The 18,284-nt window shown below is 68.1% G+C and carries 20 protein-coding genes; 16 read left to right on the forward strand and 4 right to left on the reverse strand.

Annotation, left to right across the window (positions count from 1 at the left end; all coding sequences use genetic code 11):
- Nucleotides 1-64 precede the first annotated feature (64 nt).
- The gene (gene miaA / locus HII28_RS15925) at nucleotides 65-1,042 is read left to right on the forward strand and encodes a tRNA (adenosine(37)-N6)-dimethylallyltransferase MiaA (protein ID WP_170026891.1); all 978 of its coding nucleotides are present in this window, start codon (nucleotides 65-67) and stop codon (nucleotides 1,040-1,042) included.
- Nucleotides 1,039-1,917: a diaminopimelate epimerase gene (gene dapF / locus HII28_RS15930; RefSeq protein WP_170026796.1), complete on the forward strand. Its 879-nt coding sequence runs from the start codon at nucleotides 1,039-1,041 to the stop codon at nucleotides 1,915-1,917. Before miaA ends, dapF begins: the two co-directional genes overlap by 4 nt.
- 47 nt (nucleotides 1,918-1,964) lie before the next feature.
- On the opposite strand, the gene HII28_RS15935 is transcribed toward dapF, so the two are convergent.
- On the reverse strand, nucleotides 1,965-2,597 hold the full coding sequence (locus tag HII28_RS15935) for a methyltransferase (RefSeq protein ID WP_170026797.1): 633 nt from the start codon (nucleotides 2,595-2,597) through the stop codon (nucleotides 1,965-1,967).
- A 70-nt stretch (nucleotides 2,598-2,667) separates the two neighbouring features.
- Here HII28_RS15935 and hflX point away from each other — a divergent pair, with 70 nt between their 5' ends.
- The 3 genes from hflX to metE all read left to right on the forward strand — a co-directional run bounded on the left by hflX (nucleotide 2,668) and on the right by metE (nucleotide 7,999).
- Nucleotides 2,668-4,275 (forward strand): GTPase HflX, encoded by a 1,608-nt coding sequence (hflX, locus tag HII28_RS15940; protein ID WP_170026798.1) that lies wholly within the window; start codon nucleotides 2,668-2,670, stop codon nucleotides 4,273-4,275.
- 367 nt (nucleotides 4,276-4,642) lie between these two features.
- A complete protein-coding gene (locus HII28_RS15945) occupies nucleotides 4,643-5,611 on the forward strand; it encodes a methylenetetrahydrofolate reductase (protein ID WP_170026799.1) in 969 nt (322 codons plus the stop codon).
- A gap of 48 nt (nucleotides 5,612-5,659) precedes the next feature.
- On the forward strand, nucleotides 5,660-7,999 hold the full coding sequence (metE, locus tag HII28_RS15950; protein ID WP_170026800.1) for a 5-methyltetrahydropteroyltriglutamate--homocysteine S-methyltransferase: 2,340 nt from the start codon (nucleotides 5,660-5,662) through the stop codon (nucleotides 7,997-7,999).
- Between the two features lie 128 nt (nucleotides 8,000-8,127).
- Here the strand turns inward: metE and lexA are convergent, their stop codons facing one another.
- Entirely contained in the window at nucleotides 8,128-8,769 is a 642-nt protein-coding gene (lexA, locus tag HII28_RS15955; RefSeq protein ID WP_240978319.1) for a transcriptional repressor LexA, read from the reverse strand.
- A gap of 390 nt (nucleotides 8,770-9,159) precedes the next feature.
- Between lexA and HII28_RS15960 the strand changes: the two genes are divergently transcribed.
- The 6 genes from HII28_RS15960 (at nucleotide 9,160) to HII28_RS15985 (ending at nucleotide 13,729) form a co-directional block, all read left to right on the forward strand.
- Nucleotides 9,160-9,513 carry a LysM peptidoglycan-binding domain-containing protein gene (locus HII28_RS15960; RefSeq protein ID WP_170026802.1) on the forward strand — a complete coding sequence of 118 codons (354 nt, stop codon included), beginning with the start codon at nucleotides 9,160-9,162 and terminating at the stop codon, nucleotides 9,511-9,513.
- Between the two features lie 48 nt (nucleotides 9,514-9,561).
- On the forward strand, nucleotides 9,562-10,701 hold the full coding sequence (locus tag HII28_RS15965) for a histidinol-phosphate transaminase (RefSeq protein ID WP_170026803.1): 1,140 nt from the start codon (nucleotides 9,562-9,564) through the stop codon (nucleotides 10,699-10,701).
- Between the two features lie 132 nt (nucleotides 10,702-10,833).
- Nucleotides 10,834-11,436 (forward strand): imidazoleglycerol-phosphate dehydratase HisB, encoded by a 603-nt coding sequence (gene hisB, locus HII28_RS15970; RefSeq protein ID WP_170026804.1) that lies wholly within the window; start codon nucleotides 10,834-10,836, stop codon nucleotides 11,434-11,436.
- On the forward strand, nucleotides 11,433-12,110 hold the full coding sequence (gene hisH, locus HII28_RS15975) for an imidazole glycerol phosphate synthase subunit HisH (protein WP_170026805.1): 678 nt from the start codon (nucleotides 11,433-11,435) through the stop codon (nucleotides 12,108-12,110). Before hisB ends, hisH begins: the two co-directional genes overlap by 4 nt.
- 61 nt (nucleotides 12,111-12,171) lie before the next feature.
- Nucleotides 12,172-12,918 (forward strand): bifunctional 1-(5-phosphoribosyl)-5-((5-phosphoribosylamino)methylideneamino)imidazole-4-carboxamide isomerase/phosphoribosylanthranilate isomerase PriA, encoded by a 747-nt coding sequence (gene priA, locus HII28_RS15980; RefSeq protein WP_170026806.1) that lies wholly within the window; start codon nucleotides 12,172-12,174, stop codon nucleotides 12,916-12,918.
- Nucleotides 12,905-13,729 (forward strand): SseB family protein, encoded by an 825-nt coding sequence (locus HII28_RS15985; protein WP_170026807.1) that lies wholly within the window; start codon nucleotides 12,905-12,907, stop codon nucleotides 13,727-13,729. Before priA ends, HII28_RS15985 begins: the two co-directional genes overlap by 14 nt.
- 17 nt (nucleotides 13,730-13,746) lie before the next feature.
- Here the strand turns inward: HII28_RS15985 and HII28_RS15990 are convergent, their stop codons facing one another.
- Nucleotides 13,747-14,169 carry a DUF1844 domain-containing protein gene (locus tag HII28_RS15990; RefSeq protein WP_170026808.1) on the reverse strand — a complete coding sequence of 141 codons (423 nt, stop codon included), beginning with the start codon at nucleotides 14,167-14,169 and terminating at the stop codon, nucleotides 13,747-13,749.
- Nucleotides 14,170-14,510: 341 nt separating this feature from the next.
- On the opposite strand from HII28_RS15990, the gene infC reads away from it, so the two are divergent.
- The 4 genes from infC to HII28_RS16010 all read left to right on the forward strand — a co-directional run bounded on the left by infC (nucleotide 14,511) and on the right by HII28_RS16010 (nucleotide 16,735).
- Nucleotides 14,511-15,140, forward strand: a complete 630-nt coding sequence (gene infC / locus HII28_RS15995) for a translation initiation factor IF-3 (RefSeq protein ID WP_170026892.1) — start codon at nucleotides 14,511-14,513, stop codon at nucleotides 15,138-15,140.
- Nucleotides 15,140-15,334 (forward strand): 50S ribosomal protein L35, encoded by a 195-nt coding sequence (gene rpmI, locus HII28_RS16000; RefSeq protein WP_170026809.1) that lies wholly within the window; start codon nucleotides 15,140-15,142, stop codon nucleotides 15,332-15,334. The genes infC and rpmI overlap by 1 nt, the downstream gene beginning before the upstream one ends.
- Before the next feature lie 28 nt (nucleotides 15,335-15,362).
- Nucleotides 15,363-15,752 carry a 50S ribosomal protein L20 gene (gene rplT, locus HII28_RS16005; RefSeq protein ID WP_170026810.1) on the forward strand — a complete coding sequence of 130 codons (390 nt, stop codon included), beginning with the start codon at nucleotides 15,363-15,365 and terminating at the stop codon, nucleotides 15,750-15,752.
- 182 nt (nucleotides 15,753-15,934) lie between these two features.
- Nucleotides 15,935-16,735: an RNA methyltransferase gene (locus HII28_RS16010; protein WP_170026811.1), complete on the forward strand. Its 801-nt coding sequence runs from the start codon at nucleotides 15,935-15,937 to the stop codon at nucleotides 16,733-16,735.
- A gap of 50 nt (nucleotides 16,736-16,785) precedes the next feature.
- Here HII28_RS16010 and HII28_RS16015 read toward each other — a convergent pair whose 3' ends face one another.
- A complete protein-coding gene (locus tag HII28_RS16015; RefSeq protein WP_170026812.1) occupies nucleotides 16,786-17,607 on the reverse strand; it encodes a class I SAM-dependent methyltransferase in 822 nt (273 codons plus the stop codon).
- A 70-nt stretch (nucleotides 17,608-17,677) separates the two neighbouring features.
- Here HII28_RS16015 and HII28_RS16020 point away from each other — a divergent pair, with 70 nt between their 5' ends.
- Entirely contained in the window at nucleotides 17,678-18,268 is a 591-nt protein-coding gene (locus HII28_RS16020; RefSeq protein WP_170026813.1) for a TetR/AcrR family transcriptional regulator, read from the forward strand.
- The last annotated feature ends 16 nt before the right edge of the window (nucleotides 18,269-18,284 follow it).

Raw genomic sequence — 18,284 nt, forward strand, 5'->3', positions numbered from 1 at the left:
CGGCGACGCGTCCCCGACGGCCCATGGATCAGCGTCCCCATCGTCCGACCGACCTGCAGCCGACATCGACGTGAGTCGCATCCTGGCGATCGTCGGGCCGACGGGCACCGGCAAGAGCGACTTGGCGATCGATGTCGCCACGAGGCTGGCCGAGCGCGGCATCCGCGCCGAGGTCGTGGGTGCCGATGCGATGCAGCTGTATCGAGGAATGGACATCGGCACCGCGAAGCTGCCGATCGAAGAACGAGGTGGCATCCCGCATCACTTGATCGACGTTCTCGAGCCGAGCGAAGAAGCGACGGTCGCGTGGTACCAGCCGCGGGCGCGCGAGGCGATCGAGAGCATCCGCTCGCGTGGTGCTCTGCCGATCCTCGTCGGTGGGTCAGGGCTCTATGTGTCGTCCGTGCTGTACGACTTCGCATTCCCCGCGCGGGATCCCGAGCTGCGTGCTCGTCTCGAGGCCGAGGCTGCCGCGCTCGGCACCGCTCAGCTGCTGGAGCGACTGCGGGGGCTCGACCCCGAGACGGCGGAACGAGTGGATGCCGCGAACCTTCGGCGCGTCATCCGGGCGCTCGAGGTGGCCGAGTTGCAGCAGCAGGGATACGGAGCCGCCTTGCCCGAACGGCCGGAGCTCTGGTCGCCGGCGACAGTGATCGGACTGCACGTGCCCAGAACGAACCTGGTGGGACGGTTGGATGCCCGGGTCGAGCGCATGTGGCGAGCAGGGCTCCTCGACGAGGTGCGCGGACTTCTGAATCGCGGCATCGAGCGGGGTACGACCGCATCCCGCGCCATCGGATACGCCCAGGCGATCGCGCAGTTGCGCGGCGACCTCTCCGAGGCGGACGCGATAGCCGAAACGCAGAGGCTCACCCGACGCTATGCACGTCGCCAGGTGTCGTGGTTCAAGCGATACGCCGAGCTCCAGTGGCTCAATGCGGGTGCCGAGACCGTCGCCGACGCGGAGTCCGCCCCCGAGGCGTCGTACGCCCAGGCGCGCGGTCGGTTGGCTGACGCCGCACTGGATAGGCTTGCGCGGTGACCACACTCTCCTTCAGCAAGGGCCACGGGGCGGGCAACGACTTCGTGCTGTTCGCCGATCCGGAAGGCGCCATCGACCTGACGGCAGCGCAGATCGCGTTGATCTGCGACCGCCACTTCGGAGTCGGGGCGGACGGCGTGATCCGCGCGGTTCACTCCTCGGCGATCCCCGAGGGTTCGCTGGCGCTGTCGGAGGATCCGACGGCGGAGTGGTTCATGGACTACCACAACGCCGACGGGACGCCGGCGGAGATGTGCGGGAACGGCATCCGCGTGTTCACGCGCTACCTCATCGATGGCGGCTATGCCGACCTGCGCCCAGGGCAGACCTTGCCCGTCGGCACGCGAGCAGGGGTGCGCGAGGTGCAGCAGAGCGGTAGGGGATTCCAGGTGGATCTCGGCCGCTGGTCGCTGACCGGCGATGACCCGTTGGTGCGCGCGAAGGGACTCGGCGTTGCACGTCCCGGACTCGGCATCGACGTGGGGAATCCGCACGTGGTGGTCGCTTTGGCGGACGATGACGAGCTCGACCGCCTCGACCTGGGTCCGACTCCGATCCTCGACCCCGAGCCCATCAACGGGGCGAACGTCGAGTTCGTGGTGCCGCTCGAGCCGCTCATCGAGGACGGCGTCGGCCGCATCCGCATGCGGGTGCACGAGCGCGGCAGTGGCGAAACCCTGGCCTGCGGCACGGGCACCGTGGCGGCTGCGCTCGCCACGCGGTACTGGGCCGGCGACGCCGCACCTGACAACTGGAAGGTCATCACACCCGGCGGCAACCTCGGCGTGCGGATGTTCCCTGCCGAAGACGGCGAGCACGTCTCGCTCTCCGGACCGGCCGAGCTGGTCTACGACGGCGAGGTCACGATCGGCTGAGGCGTCGGTCAACGGTCGCGGATCGATCCGGGTCCGCACCATCGATGTCAGCCTTCGGCGCCACTGCGGGATCCCGAGTGCACGTGCAAGACGCGGAATCCCTTGCTCGACGAGGCACGCCTGACGTCATGCGAGTCCGGGAGCTCGGCCTCGAGCCAGCGCTGAAGGGAATCGGAGCCGAGGTTGCGCTGGACGACGAGCCAGGCATCCGCATCGTCGTCGAGCCGGGGGAGCCAGCGCAGCAGAAGGGCATGCAGCTCGGCCTTGCCGATGCGGATCGGCGGGTTGGACCAGATGGCGCGGAAGGCGATGTCGTCGGGAACATCGTCGGGCAGTACGGCGTTGATGTTTCGGAGGCCGAGGGACGCGGCGTTCCGACGCACGATGTCGAGCGCGCGTTCGTTGACGTCGACAGCCCACACCGTGGCGTCGGGCGACTCGAGTGCCAACGTGAGGGCGATCGGGCCCCAGCCGCAGCCGAGGTCGAGGAGATCGCCGCTGGGCGGGGCATCCGGCGCGTCGGCGAGCAGCACCTGGGTGCCGATGTCGATGTGATTCGGGCTGAAGATGCCACCGGCGGTCGTGAGTCGGAGGTCGCGACCCGCGAGCCGGACCGACAGTGGGTGCAGCTTGGCGTCGCCGCCGGGACGGGACGTGAAGTAGTGCTCGCCACTGGCCATACAAGGACCGTACCGGAGGCACGACGCAGCGGAACCGCTGTCAGTGAGGAGAACTAGGGTGGAGCACACGATGACCGAAACCCACAGCGAACGGGACGACGTGCGCGACGACGACGACGCACGCGCCAACGCAGCTCACGATGACCTGACAGGCGGAGACGACGACCGGGCGCCCGCCGTGCACGACGACGTCGTGGCGCGGGTGCTCGCTCGCGCCGAGCAGGGATCCGCGCGAACGGCCATTTTCGGCCAGAGTGCGCAAGCGCTGCAGGGTCTGCGCGCAGAGGGCCACGATTCGGATGGCGAGCAGTTCGACCGCGAAGAGCGCGCCGCGCTCCGTCGCGTGTCCGGACTCTCCACCGAGCTGGAAGACGTCACCGAGGTCGAGTACCGGCAGTTGCGGCTGGAGAACGTCGTGCTGATCGGCGTGTATTCCGGCGGAACGCTCGCGGATGCCGAGAACTCGCTTCGCGAGCTGGCGGCGCTTGCAGAGACGGCCGGCGCCGTCGTGCTGGACGGTCTGCTTCAGCGGCGTCCGCACCCGGATCCCAGCACCTACCTCGGAAGTGGCAAGGCTCTGGAGCTCCACGACGTGGTGCGCGCTCTCGGCGCCGACACGGTCGTCGCCGACACGGAGCTGGCGCCGAGCCAGAGGCGTGCGCTGGAAGACGTCGTCAAGGTCAAGGTGATCGACCGCACCGCCGTCATCCTCGATATCTTCAGCCAGCACGCGAAGAGCCGCGAGGGCAAGGCCCAGGTCGAACTGGCCCAGCTCGAGTACCTCCTGCCGCGACTGCGCGGCTGGGGTGAATCCATGAGCCGCCAGGCGGGTGGACAGGTCGGATCCGGCGGTGCCGGAATGGGCAGTCGCGGCCCTGGTGAGACGAAGATCGAGCTCGACCGTCGGCGCATCCACTCGCGGATGGCGAAGCTCCGCCGACAGATCAAGGACTTCACGCCGGCACGGGAGGCGAAGCGAGCGAACCGCAGGCGAAACAGCGTGCCATCCGTCGCCATCGCCGGGTACACGAACGCTGGCAAGTCCAGCATCCTGAACCGCATCACCAAGGCGGGCGTGCTCGTGGAGAACGCACTGTTCGCCACGCTGGATGCGACCGTGCGGCGTTCCATCACGGCCGACGGCCGTCTGTACACGCTGTCCGACACCGTGGGGTTCGTGCGCAACCTGCCGCACCAGCTCGTCGAGGCCTTCCGCTCGACGCTCGAGGAGGTGGCCGATTCCGACCTCATCGTGCATGTCGTGGACGCGTCGCATCCGGATCCCGCTGCGCAGCTGGCCACGGTGCGAGATGTGATCGGCGAAGTGGAGGCGCGGGACCTCCCCGAGCTCGTCGTGTTCAACAAGGCCGACCTGATCGACGAGGACCGACGGCTGGAGCTCCGCGGCCTCGAGCCGAGCGCCGTGTTCGCCTCCGCGCGTACCGGCGAAGGGATCGACGAAGTGCTCGCGGCCATCGCCCGGCTGCTGCCCGATCGCTCGGAGCAGATCGACGTGCTGATCCCCTACGACAGGGGCGACCTCGTATCGGCCCTGCACGAGCGCGGTCGTGTTCTCGAGACGTCGTACGAGCAGGACGGCACCCGGATGACGGCCAAGATCGCGCCGGAGTTCGTGCCGGTGTTCGAGCCCTTCCGGGCTGTGGCCACCGTCGCGTGAAGAAGGCTTGCTGAGCGGGCGCGGCCCGGGCGAAGTGCGGACCGAGCGGCTCTTGGACTCGCTCCGCTCACTGACGGAGCTGGGACGGAGCTGCAACGAACTCACCACGCGCAGCGCTCTCGGCGTCCGGCTCCGGCACGCGTAGCCGGACGTAACACGTCGCGGGCACCCGTTCTCGATTGGTACTCTGAACCCGTTATTCGTCGAGCCGGGTCGCAAGCCCGATCGACTGGTGCGACAGCCGAGCCCGGCACCCGCCCATGGACCGCGCAAATGGTGCGGTCTGCCGCTGATGCGGTGGGGATGTTCGAGGCCGAAAAGGGCGATCGCTCCCGCCGCCTGGATATCCGGGACAACGGGAGCAGTCATGAGCGCACACGGGACCGCCGACGGCGTCGCGCCGTGTCCTGCCGGCACCCCGTTCTCTTTCGAGCTCTATCCGCCGCGCACCGAGGCGGCATCACGGGCACTGCCTGACACCATCAGCCAGCTGGCATCGGCCGGTCCCGACTTCATGGCCGTGACGTACGGCGCCGGCGGGTCATCCCACGACTCCTCCCTCGACGTCGTGCGGCGCATCGTGCGCGACACGAGCGTGCCGGTCATGGCGCACCTCACATGCATCGGTTCATCGCACGAGCAGGCGGCTCGGATGATCCGCGAGTTCCTCGACGCGGGCGTGACCCGGTTCCTGGCCGTCCGCGGCGATCCGCCCGTTGACGCGCCGGCGGATGCCCCGCTGGGCGACTTGAAGAGCGCTGCCGAACTCGTGCAGCTGATCCACCGCATCCAGGCGGAGCGCGCGCCGTACCGGGAGATCCCGTTGCTGGGGCTGCCGCACGCGAGCGTGGTCGGCAAGGCCGAGAAGGTGACGATCGCGGTCGGCGCGTTCCCCAACGGGCATCCGCGGTCGCGGTCGAGGTCTCAGGACATCGACACGCTGCTCGCCAAGCAGGCCGCCGGTGCGAATCTGGCCATCACCCAGATGTTCTTCCATGCCGAGGACTATTTCGCGTTCGTCGACAGGGCACGGGTCGCCGGCGTCACGTTCCCGATCCTGCCCGGCCTCATGCCTGCCACGACGCCGACGGTGCTGCGTCGCATGCTCGACCTCAGCGGCGAGGATCTGCCCAGCGAGCTCGGCATCCGGCTGGAGGTCGAGCCGACGGACGAGGGCCGTCGCGAGATCGGCATCGACTACGCAGCACGCCTGGCCGAGCGGCTGGTCGCAGGCGGCGCGCCAGGCATCCACCTCTACACGTTCGGGCGACCGCGCACGGCTCTCTCCGTGCTCGAGCGCTGCGGTCTCGTCGACACGGCAGCAGTCGGGTCGTAGGGCACTGAACCCACCTCTCCACTCCACACAAGATCAGAAGGAACCAGCATGACCACCTCCGCGTTCCCGACAGGGACGATCACCGGTTACCCCCGTATCGGCCGACGTCGCGAGCTCAAGAAGGCCGTCGAGGCCTTCTGGGCCGGCAGCGTCTCGGCCGACGAACTCGAGGCCACCGCACTCGAGCTGCGTCGTGCGACCCGTGCTCGTCTCGTCGAGCAGGGCCTCGGAAAGGGCGACTCGTCCGTCCCCGAGACTTTCAGCTACTACGACCAGGTACTCGACGCGGCCGTGACGGTCGGCGCCGTGCCGTCTCGTTTCGCCGGGCTTCAGGATGCCGACGGCCGGGTCGATCTCGCCGGCTACTTCACGATCGCCCGCGGCGTCGGCGACGATGCTCCGCTCGAGATGACGAAGTGGTTCGACTCGAACTACCACTACCTCGTGCCGGAGATCGGTGAGGACACTCACTTCCGTCTCGCCTCCAGCCGCATCGTCGACCAGTTCCGCGAGGCCGTCGCCGACGGATACGTCACGCGTCCCGTCATCGTCGGACCCGTCACGTTCCTGGCGCTCAGCAAGGCGGCGGATGACGCCGCCGAAGGGTTCCGCCCGCTGTCGCGGCTCGCAGACCTCCTGCCGGTGTACGAGGAGCTGCTGAAGTCACTGAAGGATGCAGGAGCCCAGTGGGTGCAGCTCGACGAGCCGGCGCTGGTCAGCGAGAGCCTCGACGACGCGCGCGCCGACGTGCTCGCCGCGGCGCGTCAGGCGTACGACCGTCTGGGATCCGTCTCCGACCGCCCGAATCTCTACATCGCGGCACCGTACGGCAGCCTGGATGACGCGCTGCCCGTGCTCGCGGCGACGGGCGTCGAGGCGATCGGCCTCGATCTGGTGCGCGGTGGCGTTCCGACCGGCCTGGACGCCGCCACCGCCGCCGCGCTTCGCGCGAAGACGGTCGTCGGTGGGGTCATCGACGGCCACAACGTGTGGCGCGGCGATCTGGAGGCGGCCTTCGGCACGCTCGAGTCGCTGCTCGCGCTCTCTCCGAACCTCGCCGCATCCACGTCGACATCGCTGCTGCACGTGCCGCACGACGTGGAGGACGAGCCGAACCTCGATGCACGTCTCAAGTCCTGGCTCGCCTTCGCCGACCAGAAGGTGGCGCAGGTCGCCACGCTTGCGCGCGGACTGGATGACGGACACGAGGCCATCCAGGAGGAGCTGGCGCAGGCGTCCGCTGCGCTCGCCGATCGCCGCGTCGCGCCCGGAGTCCGCGACGGTGCCGTCCGGCAGCGCGCCGAGGCCCTCACGGACGCCGACTTCCGTCGCGGCGAGTACGCCGACCGACTGACGGCACAGGATGCCGCGCTCGGGCTGCCCCCGCTGCCGACCACCACGATCGGCTCGTTCCCGCAGACCGGCGACATCCGCCGCGCACGCGCCCAGTTCGCGAACGGGATCATCACCGAAGCCGAGTACCTGGGCCTCATGCAGGCGGAGATCAAGCGCGTCGTCGACCTCCAGGAGGAGATCGGCATCGACGTCATCGTGCACGGCGAGCCAGAGCGCAACGACATGGTGCAGTACTTCGCAGAGAACCTCGACGGGTTCGCGGTCACCCAGAACGGCTGGGTGCAGTCGTACGGCAGCCGCTGCACGCGTCCGTCCATCCTGTGGGGCGACGTCGAGCGACCGAAGCCGATCACCGTCGACTGGTCGACCTACACGCAGTCGCTGACCGAGAAGCCGGTCAAGGGCATGCTCACCGGTCCCGTCACGATCCTGGCGTGGTCCTTCGTGCGCGACGACCAGCCGCTGGGCGAGACCGCGCGTCAGGTCGCGTTGGCGCTGCGCGACGAGATCGCGGATCTCGAGGCCGCGGGCATTCGCATCGTCCAGGTCGACGAGCCGGCGCTCCGCGAGCTGCTGCCGCTGAAGGCGGCGGCCCAGCCCGACTACCTCGACTGGTCGGTCGGATCGTTCCGCCTGGCGACGAGCGGCGTCGCCGACGCCACCCAGATCCACACGCACCTCTGCTACTCGGAGTTCGGAGTCGTGATCGACGCGATCCGCAATCTGGATGCCGACGTGACGAGCATCGAGGCGGCCCGCAGCCGCATGGAGGTCGTCGACGACATCAAGGCGAGCGGCTTCGAGCACGGCATCGGGCCGGGTGTCTACGACATCCACTCTCCGCGGGTGCCGTCGGTCGCCGAAGTGACGGAGCTGATCGAGCGGGCCCTGGAGGGCATTCCGCAGCGCCAGGTGTGGATCAACCCCGACTGCGGACTCAAGACCCGTGGATACGACGAGACCGTCGCGTCGCTGACGAACATCATCGAGGCGACCCGAGCCGTGCGCGAGCGTGTCTCGGTGGACGCCTGACGAGTCATGACAACGACAAGGGACCCGGAGCGATCCGGGTCCCTCGTCGTGTCTCCGCTGTTCGGCACTCTCGAGGCCCGGAGGTTCTCGGCTCGCGCAGGCGGGCTCGCCCTTCGGCGAGCCGTTGCTCAGACGGCGCGCAGCACCGCCACGACCTTGCCGACGACCGTGGCGAAGTCGCCCAGAATAGGCTCGAACGCGGAGTTGCGGGGAAGCAGCCACGTGTGTCCGTCGCGCTGGCGGAACACCTTGACCGTCGCTTCGCCATCGAGCATCGCAGCGACGATGTCGCCGTTCTCCGCATCGTTCTGCTGCCGCACGACGACCCAGTCGCCGTCGCAGATGGCGGCGTCGATCATCGACTCGCCCTGCACCTTCAGCATGAAGAGGTCGCCGCTGCCGACGAGCTGACGGGGGAGGGGGAAGACCTCCTCGATCTGCTGCTCAGCGGTGATCGGAACTCCTGCGGCGATGCGTCCGACCAGCGGCACCATCGTGGCGTCTCCGACGGGAACGATGGTGTCGAAGTCGGCTGAGGTCTCCTGGCGCCCCGTCGTCGCCGGCAGGTCGATCAAGATCTCGAGTGCACGAGGACGGTTGGGATCGCGGCGGAGGTAGCCGCTGAGTTCGAGCTGGTTGAGCTGGTGCGCCACGCTGGAGAGGGACGCGAGACCCACGGCATCCCCGATCTCCCGCATGCTCGGCGGATATCCGCGCTGGCTCACGGATCGCTGGATGACCTCGAGGATCGAGCGCTGCTTCTCGCTCAGGTTCTTGCGTCGCCGCGTGCGCGGCTTGTCGGCCGGGGTGCGCCGTGCTCGTGCTGTCGGCGCAACGGATGCTGCGCTGTCGGACTCGGTCAACCTGATGTCCTCTCGTTCGCCGTTCTCCGTCGTCGGATGCGGCTGTGCGGCAAATGCTCCGACACGATTTTCGAACGTTTCCGTCGTACTGACGGCGATCGATTCGCAGCGAATGTCGGTGGTACGTGGTGCTCTGTCGTCGTGACGATCGAAACTCTATCTACGAAATGGCCGAAATCGGCGGTTTTGTTCGAGCGTGTTGAGAAGTCGGCGTCGCGAAATGCGAACGTATCGTTGAAATTCGAAAGAATCGAAGATATATTCGGAACGCGAGTTCGATTCTGGCAGGAGACGGACATGACGACCTTCGTACTGACACAGCAGCAGCCTCCCGTGCGCATTCGCACGCGGCTGACGCGTCGTGGACGGGTCGTCATCGCCGCCCTGATCGTGCTGCCGCTGCTCATCGGCGCTGGCGCGCTCGCTGCCAACAGCGGCGCGGTCGCCGGCGCGGTCGGAACCTCGTCGGCAGCCTTCCATCACGTGACGGTCCGTTCCGGCGACTCGCTGTGGTCCATCGCCGAGCGGATCGCGCCGCAGTACGACCCGAGAGACGTCGTTGCCGCGCTCGTCGATCTGAACGGTCTTCAGTCCAGCGTTCTTCAGGCAGGCCAGCAACTCGCGGTCCCGCACGAGTACGACGGTCGCTGACGCTTCGACGGCAATTCGGGGGCCGTTCAACCCCTTTAACATGGAGGCGTGATCTCGTTCTCCGACCTCCCGATCCGCGACGATCTTCGCGGTAAGTCCCCGTACGGCGCGCCTGTGGCAGCCGTACCCGTGGCGCTGAACGTGAACGAGAACACACATCCGATTCCTGACGAGGTCGTCGCTGACATCCTCGAGTCGGTCGGCGAGGCCTTGAAGGGCGCGAACCGGTATCCGGATCGGGAGTTCGGCGAACTCCGGGCCTCGCTCGCCGGCTATCTCGGCCACGGACTCGACGCCTCCAACATCTGGGCGGCGAACGGTTCCAACGAGGTGCTGCAGCAGATCCTTCAGGCGTTCGGAGGGCCGGGCCGTTCGGCGCTCGGCTTCGCGCCGACGTATTCGATGTATCCGCTGCTGGCATCCGGAACGGGCACGTCGTGGATCGCCGCCGATCGCGAGGCGGACTACGCCATCTCGCCTGACCACGCGGCGAAGTGGGTGCGTGAAGCGAGGCCGGATGTCGTCATCATCTGCGCCCCGAACAACCCGACGGGGACTCCGCTCGGTCTCGATGTCGTCGAGGCCGTGTACGAGGCGAGCGACGGCATCGTCGTGGTCGACGAGGCGTACCAGGAGTTCATGCCGGAGGATTCTTCGAGCGCCTTGACGCTTCTCCCGGGTCGTGAGCGGCTCATCGTGTCGCGCACCATGAGCAAGGCCTTCGCGTTCGCCGGCGTCCGGGTGGGCTATCTTGCAGCGGATCCCGCTGTGACTGATGCCCTGCGCCTGGTCAGACTCCCGTACCACCTCTCCGTGCTGACGCAGGCGGCAGCCATTGCGGCGCTTCGGCACTCCGACGAGATGCTCGCCACTGTTCACGACATCGTGCGCCAGCGGGACCGGATCGCAGATGGCCTGCGAGGCCTCGGATACCTCGTGCACGACAGCGGCAGCAACTTCGTGCTCTTCGGCGGTGTGTCCGATCCGCACGCGATGTTCCTCGCGCTGCGCGACCGCGGCATCCTGGTGCGCGATGTGGGCATCACGAACCACCTGCGCGTGAGTGCCGGCACGGAGGCGGAGACCACGGCGTTCCTCGAGGCGATGATCGACCTCGGCCCTGCGTCGACAGCGGCTTCGATGTCAGGGCTGCGCCCCTCATCGACTCAATCGGCACGCTCAGCGTGAGCCTGCGGCCCCCGCTGAGCGCACCTCAATCGCCGATATCGCGGCTGCGCCCCTCATCGACTCAATCGGCACGCTCAGCGTGAGCCTGCGGCCCCCGCTGAGCGCACCTCAATCGCCGATAGGCTTGAGGGCATGAGCAGCCGCACCGCGAGCATCCGCCGCGAGACCAGCGAGTCGAGCATCGAGCTGTCGCTCGATCTCGATGGCACCGGCCGCAGCAGCATCCACACGACGGTGCCGTTCTACGACCATCTGCTCACGGCATTCGCCAAGCACTCGCTCACCGATCTGACCGTTCGCGCCAAGGGCGACATCGAGATCGACGTGCACCACACCGTGGAAGACGTGGGCATTGTGCTCGGTCAGGCGATCCGGGATGCGCTCGGCGACAAGTCCGGCATCTCCCGTTATGGGGACTCCACGGTGCCACTCGACGAAGCACTCGTGCAGGCCGTCGTCGACATCTCGGGGCGCCCCTATCTGGTGCACACCGGCGAGCCGGTCGGATTCGAGCACCACCTCATCGGCGGCCACTTCACCGGATCCATGGTGCGCCACGTCTTCGAGGCCATCGCGTTCAACGCCGCGCTCACGGTGCACGTCCGGGTGCTGAGCGGCCGGGATCCGCACCACATCGCCGAGACGGAGTTCAAGGCGTTCGCGCGAGCGTTCCGGCAGGCGAAGGCACTCGATCCGCTCGTTGAGGGCATCCCGTCGACGAAGGGCGCCCTGTGACAGGGGCGGCCGAGAACGGGTCGGCGGAGCGCGTGCCCTCGATCGTCGTCCTGGACTACGGATCCGGGAACATCCACTCGGCCGCAAAGGCGCTGGAAGCCGTCGGCGCCGATGTGACCGTGACGTCCGACCGTCGGGCCGCGATGGACGCCGACGGGCTCGTCGTGCCCGGCGTCGGCGCGTTCAAGGCCGTGATCGACCAGCTGCGTTCCGTGCGCGGGGGAGAGATCATCGATCGCCGTCTCGCCGGCGGTCGACCCGTTCTCGGGATCTGCGTCGGCATGCAGGTGCTGTTCGCGCACGGAGTCGAGCACGGACACGACGCCGAGGGCCTCGGCGAATGGCCGGGCACGATCGAGCGGCTGAAAGCTCCCGTCCTGCCGCACATGGGGTGGAACACCGTGAACGCCCCCGCCGACTCCGTTCTCTTCGACGGTGTGCGGGACGAGCGCTTCTACTTCGTCCACTCCTTCGGCGCGCAGCAGTGGGAACTGGAGGCCTCCGGCCCGTTCGCCGCGGCGAAGCTGACCTGGGCCGACTACGGAGGTCCGTTCCTGGCCGCTGTCGAGAACGGTCCGCTCACGGCAACGCAATTCCACCCGGAGAAGTCCGGTCAGGCCGGCATGCGGCTGCTGCGCAACTGGGTGCAGAGTCTTCCCGTGCACGCGGCGTAGAACGCGAGACGCCGCGGTCCGGCATCCGTCATCCCCTCCTCACCGAAAGAACCCAGCACCGATGGCTCCCTTCACCGACACGCCCAAGCTCGAGCTCCTTCCCGCTGTCGACATCGCCGACGGCAAGGCGGTGCGTCTGACGCAGGGGGAGGCCGGCAGCGAGACGAGCTACGGCGATCCCGTCGATGCCGCGGCGGAGTGGGCGGATCAGGGCGCCGAGTGGATCCACCTCGTCGACCTCGACGCGGCATTCGGACGCGGCGACAACCGCGACGTGCTCAAGGCAGTGCTGCACGCGCGACGCGACGTGCAGATCGAGCTGTCGGGCGGCATCCGTGACGACGAGTCGCTGGAGCGCGCGCTGGAACTCGGCGCGAAGCGCGTCAACCTCGGCACCGCAGCCCTGGAGAACCCCGAGTGGGCGGCGGATGCCATCTCCCGCTACGGCGAGGCGATCGCCGTCGGGCTCGACGTGCGCGGCACCACCCTTGCGGCTCGAGGATGGACGCGCGACGGCGGCGACCTCTGGGATGTGCTGGCGCGTCTGGAAGACGCCGGATGCGCGCGCTATGTGGTGACGGACGTCACGAAGGACGGCACCCTGCGCGGCCCGAACCTCGAGCTCCTCAAGCAGGTCACGGAACGCACGGACCGGCCGGTGGTCGCATCCGGGGGCATCTCGAACCTCGACGACATCGCGGCGCTGAGGGAGCTCGTGCCGAGCGGAATCGAGGGCGCGATCGTCGGCAAGGCGCTGTACGCCGGCGCGTTCACGCTCGCGGAGGCGCTGGACGTTGCCGGACGCTGACCCGAGCACCGGAGCCGTCGGTGGTGGGGAGCACCGTGATCGGCATCTCTTCGGCTCGACCGATCGCGCCGACTCCGCCGGGCTCCCGTGGGAGGGCCGCCACTTCGAGCAGAACACGGCGACGGACGACGACGGGTCGGCGGATCCGGCACTGCTGAAGGCTCTGACGGACTTCGCCGACGGGCGAGCGGATGCAGCGCAGGTGGTCGAGGCGGTTCGCGCCGCGCGCCTCCTGGTTCCGCTCCTCGCCCATGCGGGCGAACTGGGCGAGACGCCGGAGGGACACCTCGTCGACAAGACGCAGGAGTTGTCGATCGCGACGGTCCAGGCGCCGGACGGGCGAGCGGTGCTGCCGGCGTTCACGTCCGTCACCACCATGTCGGCCTGGAACCAGAAGGCCAGGCCCGTGCCGGCCGTCGGGCCGCGCATCGCGCTCGCCGCGGCGAGCGAAGAGACGGAGCTGGTGGTGATCGACCCGACCAGCCCGACCGAGTTCGTGCTGCGGCGGCCGATGGTGAGGGCACTGGCGACGGGTGCGGAGTGGATCGCCCCGTGGTCCGATCCCGAAGTAGTCGACGCATTCGGCGCCGCAACGCTGGGCGAGAGCGACGTGGTCGGCCTGCGGGTGTCCAGCGGGGATCCGTCAGCGCGGCTGGCTGGTCCCGAGGCCCAGGTGGGCGTCGTGCTGCGTTCCGGCCTGGATGCCGACGCCCTGCGAGCGCTCGTCGCCAGGCTGTCGGAGGCGTGGGGCGCATCCGCGGTCATCGCCGAACGGGTCGACTCCCTGTCGCTACGGCTGCTGTCTGCCTGAGCGGGCCACGGTCCGGCTCAGATCACCGAGCCGGTGTACTTCTCGCCCGGCCCGGACCCGGGGGCGTCCGGAATCGACGACGTCTCGCGGAACGTCAGCTGGAGGCTCCGCAGACCGTCGCGGAGACTGCGCGCGTGCTGGTCTCCGATGTGCTGCGCACTCGCGGTCACCAAGCCGGCGAGAGCGTCGATCAGCTTGCGGGCTTCGTCGAGATCGGTCTGCGTCTCCGGGTCGTCCGCGAGGCCGCACTTCACCGCCGCAGCACTCATCAGATGGACGGCAGTGGTCGTGATGACCTCGACCGCCGGCACATCCGCAATGTCGCGCGTGGCGCCGGCGATCGCTGCGGCCTCCGCCTCGAGGTCGATGTCCGCTGCGGTGATCTCCACGAAGTCGGGTGAGTTCTGGTCCTCGAACCGGTGTACGTGCTGATCGGACATGGGGCCTCCGCGTGCGTGAAGAAAAGTCGGGTGAAGGGGAGTGGTTGGGACGATTCGGCCGCGCCCGCAGCGTCTGCTAGACTATGTCGGGCCTTCGGAGCACTATGCCTCGAAGGGAAAGTGGAGATTCTCCCACCCGCGCTTGACCGCTTCATCAGGTTACCGGGTCGTTACGCACTCCGCCGAGGAGACGAAAGTCGCCGAGGTTGACGTAGAGGGTGCGGGATGCACGGCCGTGCGTGAGCACGGATCGCATGTGTGTGAGAACTCTCTGCCGACCATCCTGCGGCATCGCCGAAGGATGCCCGCCCAAGAGAAATGCTCGATCAGAGGAGCCACGCATCAGCGATCCCCGTACCAATGACCGTATCCGCGTCCCCGAGGTTCGCCTCGTCGGCCCAGGCGGAGAACAGATCGGCGTCGTCAAGATCGAGGTCGCCATCCGTCTCGCACAAGAGGCGGACATGGACCTCGTGGAGGTGGCTCCGAATTCGAAGCCGCCAGTCGCCAAGATCATGGACTACGGCAAGTACAAGTACGAGGCTGCGCAGAAGGCCAAAGAGGCCAGGCGCAACCAGGCGAACACCGTGCTCAAAGAGGTGCGGTTCCGCCTCAAGATCGACAAACACGACTACGAGACCAAGCGCAAGCGCGCAGAGGGATTCCTCAAGGCCGGGGACAAGGTCAAAGCCATGATCCTGTTCCGCGGACGCGAGCAGTCCCGCCCCGAGCAGGGTGTGCGCCTGTTGCAGCGGTTCGCCGAAGATGTGGCGGAATTCGGTTCAGTGGAATCGAACCCGACCATCGACGGTCGCAACATGGTCATGGTCATCGGCCCTCTGAAGAACAAGTCGGAGGCCAAGGCCGAGGCCAACGCACAACGTGCCGCGAACCGCGCGCGCTCCCAGCAGCAGCGCGCGGGTGTGGCCACCGAGGCGGAAACCCCCTCCGCCACCGATGAGGAGAAATAATGCCCAAGCAGAAGACCCACTCCGGGGCCAAGAAGCGGTTCAAGCTCACCGGCAGCGGCAAGGTGATGAAGCAGCAGGCCGGCATGCGCCACCACCTGGAGCTGAAGACGAGCCGTCGCACGCGTCGGCTCAACCAGGACCAGGTGCTCCCGACGGTCGACGCCAAGGTCGCCAAGAAGCTTCTCGGCAAGTAAGCCGAAACGACGCGAAGGATATTGAGCAATGGCAAGAGTGAAGAGGGCCGTCAACGCCCACAAGAAGCGTCGGGTCGTCCTCGAGCGCGCTGAGGGATACCGCGGACAGCGGTCGCGCCTCTACCGCAAGGCCAAGGAGCAGGTCACCCACTCGCTGGTCTACAGCTACCGTGACCGTCGTGCCCGGAAGGGCGACTTCCGTCGCCTGTGGATCCAGCGCATCAACGCCGCGAGCCGCCAGAACGGCCTCACCTACAACCGCTTCATCCAGGGCCTGAACCTGGCCGGCATCGAGGTGGACCGTCGCATCCTGGCCGAGCTCGCCGTGAACGAGCCCGCCACGTTCGCGTCGCTGGTCGAGACCGCGAAGAAGGCGCTGCCGGCGGACACGTCCGCTCCGCGCGCCGACGCCGCTTAAGCATCACCGCACAACGGCCCGGTTCCCTCCTGGGGAGCCGGGCCGTTTCGCATGTTCCGCCAGGCGTGCGCGCCGCGGCCCGGCCGTGTGATCGCGGTGCGCCGGCCGGGGACGCGCACGGGACCGGCGGCGCGGCGCACAAGACAGGCACAGTGAACACGGCGGCACAGTAGGCTAAGCGCGTGCTGGACAACCCCCGCTCGCCCAGGGTGCGCGCCGTCGCCAAGCTTGCGAAGAAGCCAGCGCGCGCGGATACGGGTCTCTTCTTGCTCGAGGGCCCTCAGGCTGCCCGTGAGGCCCTCACGTGGCGTCCCGAGCTCGTGGTCGAGTTGTTCGCGACGACGCACGCCTTCCACAAGCACGACGATGTCGCGTCGTTGGCGAAGCGGGCCGACGTGAATGTGGAGTTCGTCACGGAGCAGGTGCTGGATGCCATGGCGGACACCGTCACACCGCAGGGCTTCGTCGCGGTCTGTCGCATGTTCACGTCGTCGCTCGACGATGTCTTCGGGGCGCGTCCCAGGCTCATCGCGGTGCTGGAGGAGGTGCGTGATCCGGGGAACGCGGGCACGATCATCCGTGCCGCGGACTCCGCGGGGGCGGACGCCGTGGTCTTCTCCGGGCACACCGTCGATCTGTACAACACGAAGGTGGTGCGGTCGACGACGGGTTCGTTGTTCCATCTGCCGGTGGCCGTCGGTGCGTCGATCGATGAGGTCTTGACCAGGTCGAAGGCGGCGGGCCTGCGTGTCATCGCCGCGGACATGGCCGGTGACGACCTTTTGGTGGCGCGGATGAGCGGTGAACTCGCCGAGCCGACTGCGTGGGTTTTCGGCAACGAGGCGCACGGCCTGTCCGAGGAGGCCGTCGAGCTGGTGGACCGAGTGATCACCGTGCCGATCTACGGCCATGCCGAGTCGATGAATCTTGCGACCGCGGCGTCGGTCTGCCTCTACGAGTCGGCGTTCGCGCAGCGCAGCTGAGTCCCACGGCGAGGCGAACGGCAGCGCGCTCCGATGGACTTTGTCACGAGTCAGTGACGTCGGGTGGTTGTCGCGAGGACGGCCGCGTAATCCATGGTGAACGAGCCGCCTGCGTCGTCGATGACCGTGCTCATGCCCTCCAGCAACGGTCGCAGTTGCTCGGCGGCGAGTCGGTTGAGTCCGCCGGAGGTGGGAAGGGCGTCGATCCATTCGTCGCGCGAATAGACACGCTTCCAGTCGAAGCGCCACTGCTCGATATCGGTGAAACCACCTGCTCCGCGGATGCCGTCGGCCGCCTTGTCGAGCTGCGACCCGTACGCCCCCGCGCCGGCGGTCATGCCTGCCGCGATCGGATTGCCCGGCAGGACTCGGGCGAAGACCTCACCGAACGCGGCGCCGATCGGCTCGGGGAATCGCATCACGTTCCAGAACAACGCGAGGCGCCCGCCGGGCCGCAAGACCTCCGCGGCTTTTCGGGCACCGGCGACGGGATCGATCCAGTGCCAGGTCTGGCCCGCGATCACGAGGTCGAACCTGCGACCGGCGGCATTCCACTTCTCGAACTTCGCCACCTCGACGGTGAAGCCGCGCGAGCGGGCCAACGTCGCCATCCGATCGTCGACGTCTACGCCCAGCACGTCGGCACCGCGCTCGTGGAATGGAATGGCGGAGATCCCGGTGCCGATGCCGACGTCGAGCACGTCCATGCGCGGTGTGTCGTGCCTGGTCTCGGCGATGATCCGGTCGACCAGCGCGTCCGGGTATCGCGGGCGCGCGCGGTCGTACGCTTCTGCGTTCGCTCCGAACGACTCGGCCATCTGTCGTGCCCTGTGGGATTCGGATGCCACCGAACGCTCGGGTAGAGTGACCATGCGCCCACTATAGGTGGGCGCATGGTCACTCATCCATCGCGATCGCGCTCGGCGAACGAGGAGATCTCACGTGGCGCCCACCGGAGTCGCACTGCAGGACGCCCGTGCCCGACTGTTCGAGGCGGCGGACCGGGTGGTCCTCCGCGACGGCCCGAACGGTCTCACGAGCCGAGCGGTCACCGAGGAGCTCGGTGTTGCGAAGGGCGTGCTGCACCGACATTTTCCTGACTTCGACACCTTCCTTGCGGAGTGGGTGGAGCAGAAGGTCGTTGGACTCGGCGACCTCGCCGACGGGCTGCGGGCCAGGGCAGGCGCGGCGAGCGTGGTGACGAACCTGCGCGGCGCCCTGGTGCGCGTCTTCGACCCCTTCGGCTTGGCGACGATCCGCATTGTCATCGCAAGGGATGGTGTGCGGGCCCGGCTGCGGGCACACGGCGAACACCCGCTGTCGTATCTCGGTGAGGCGACGAACGTGCTCACTGGCTACCTTGCGGACGAGCAAAGTCGCGACCGACTGGTGCCGTCCGCCGATCCGCGCACGCTCGCACTCGCGCTGATGGGCTCGGGCCACCTGCTGTTCGCCGGGGAGCTCAGTGCGTTGCCATCCGAGGCTGCCGTCGACGAAGTGGTGGCATCGATTCTCATCGGTGTCGAGCCCTGAGACCGCGCCGAACCTC

It is taken from the genome of Planctomonas sp. JC2975, from assembly GCF_012985205.1.
Taxonomy (GTDB): Bacteria; Actinomycetota; Actinomycetes; order Actinomycetales; family Microbacteriaceae; genus Humibacter.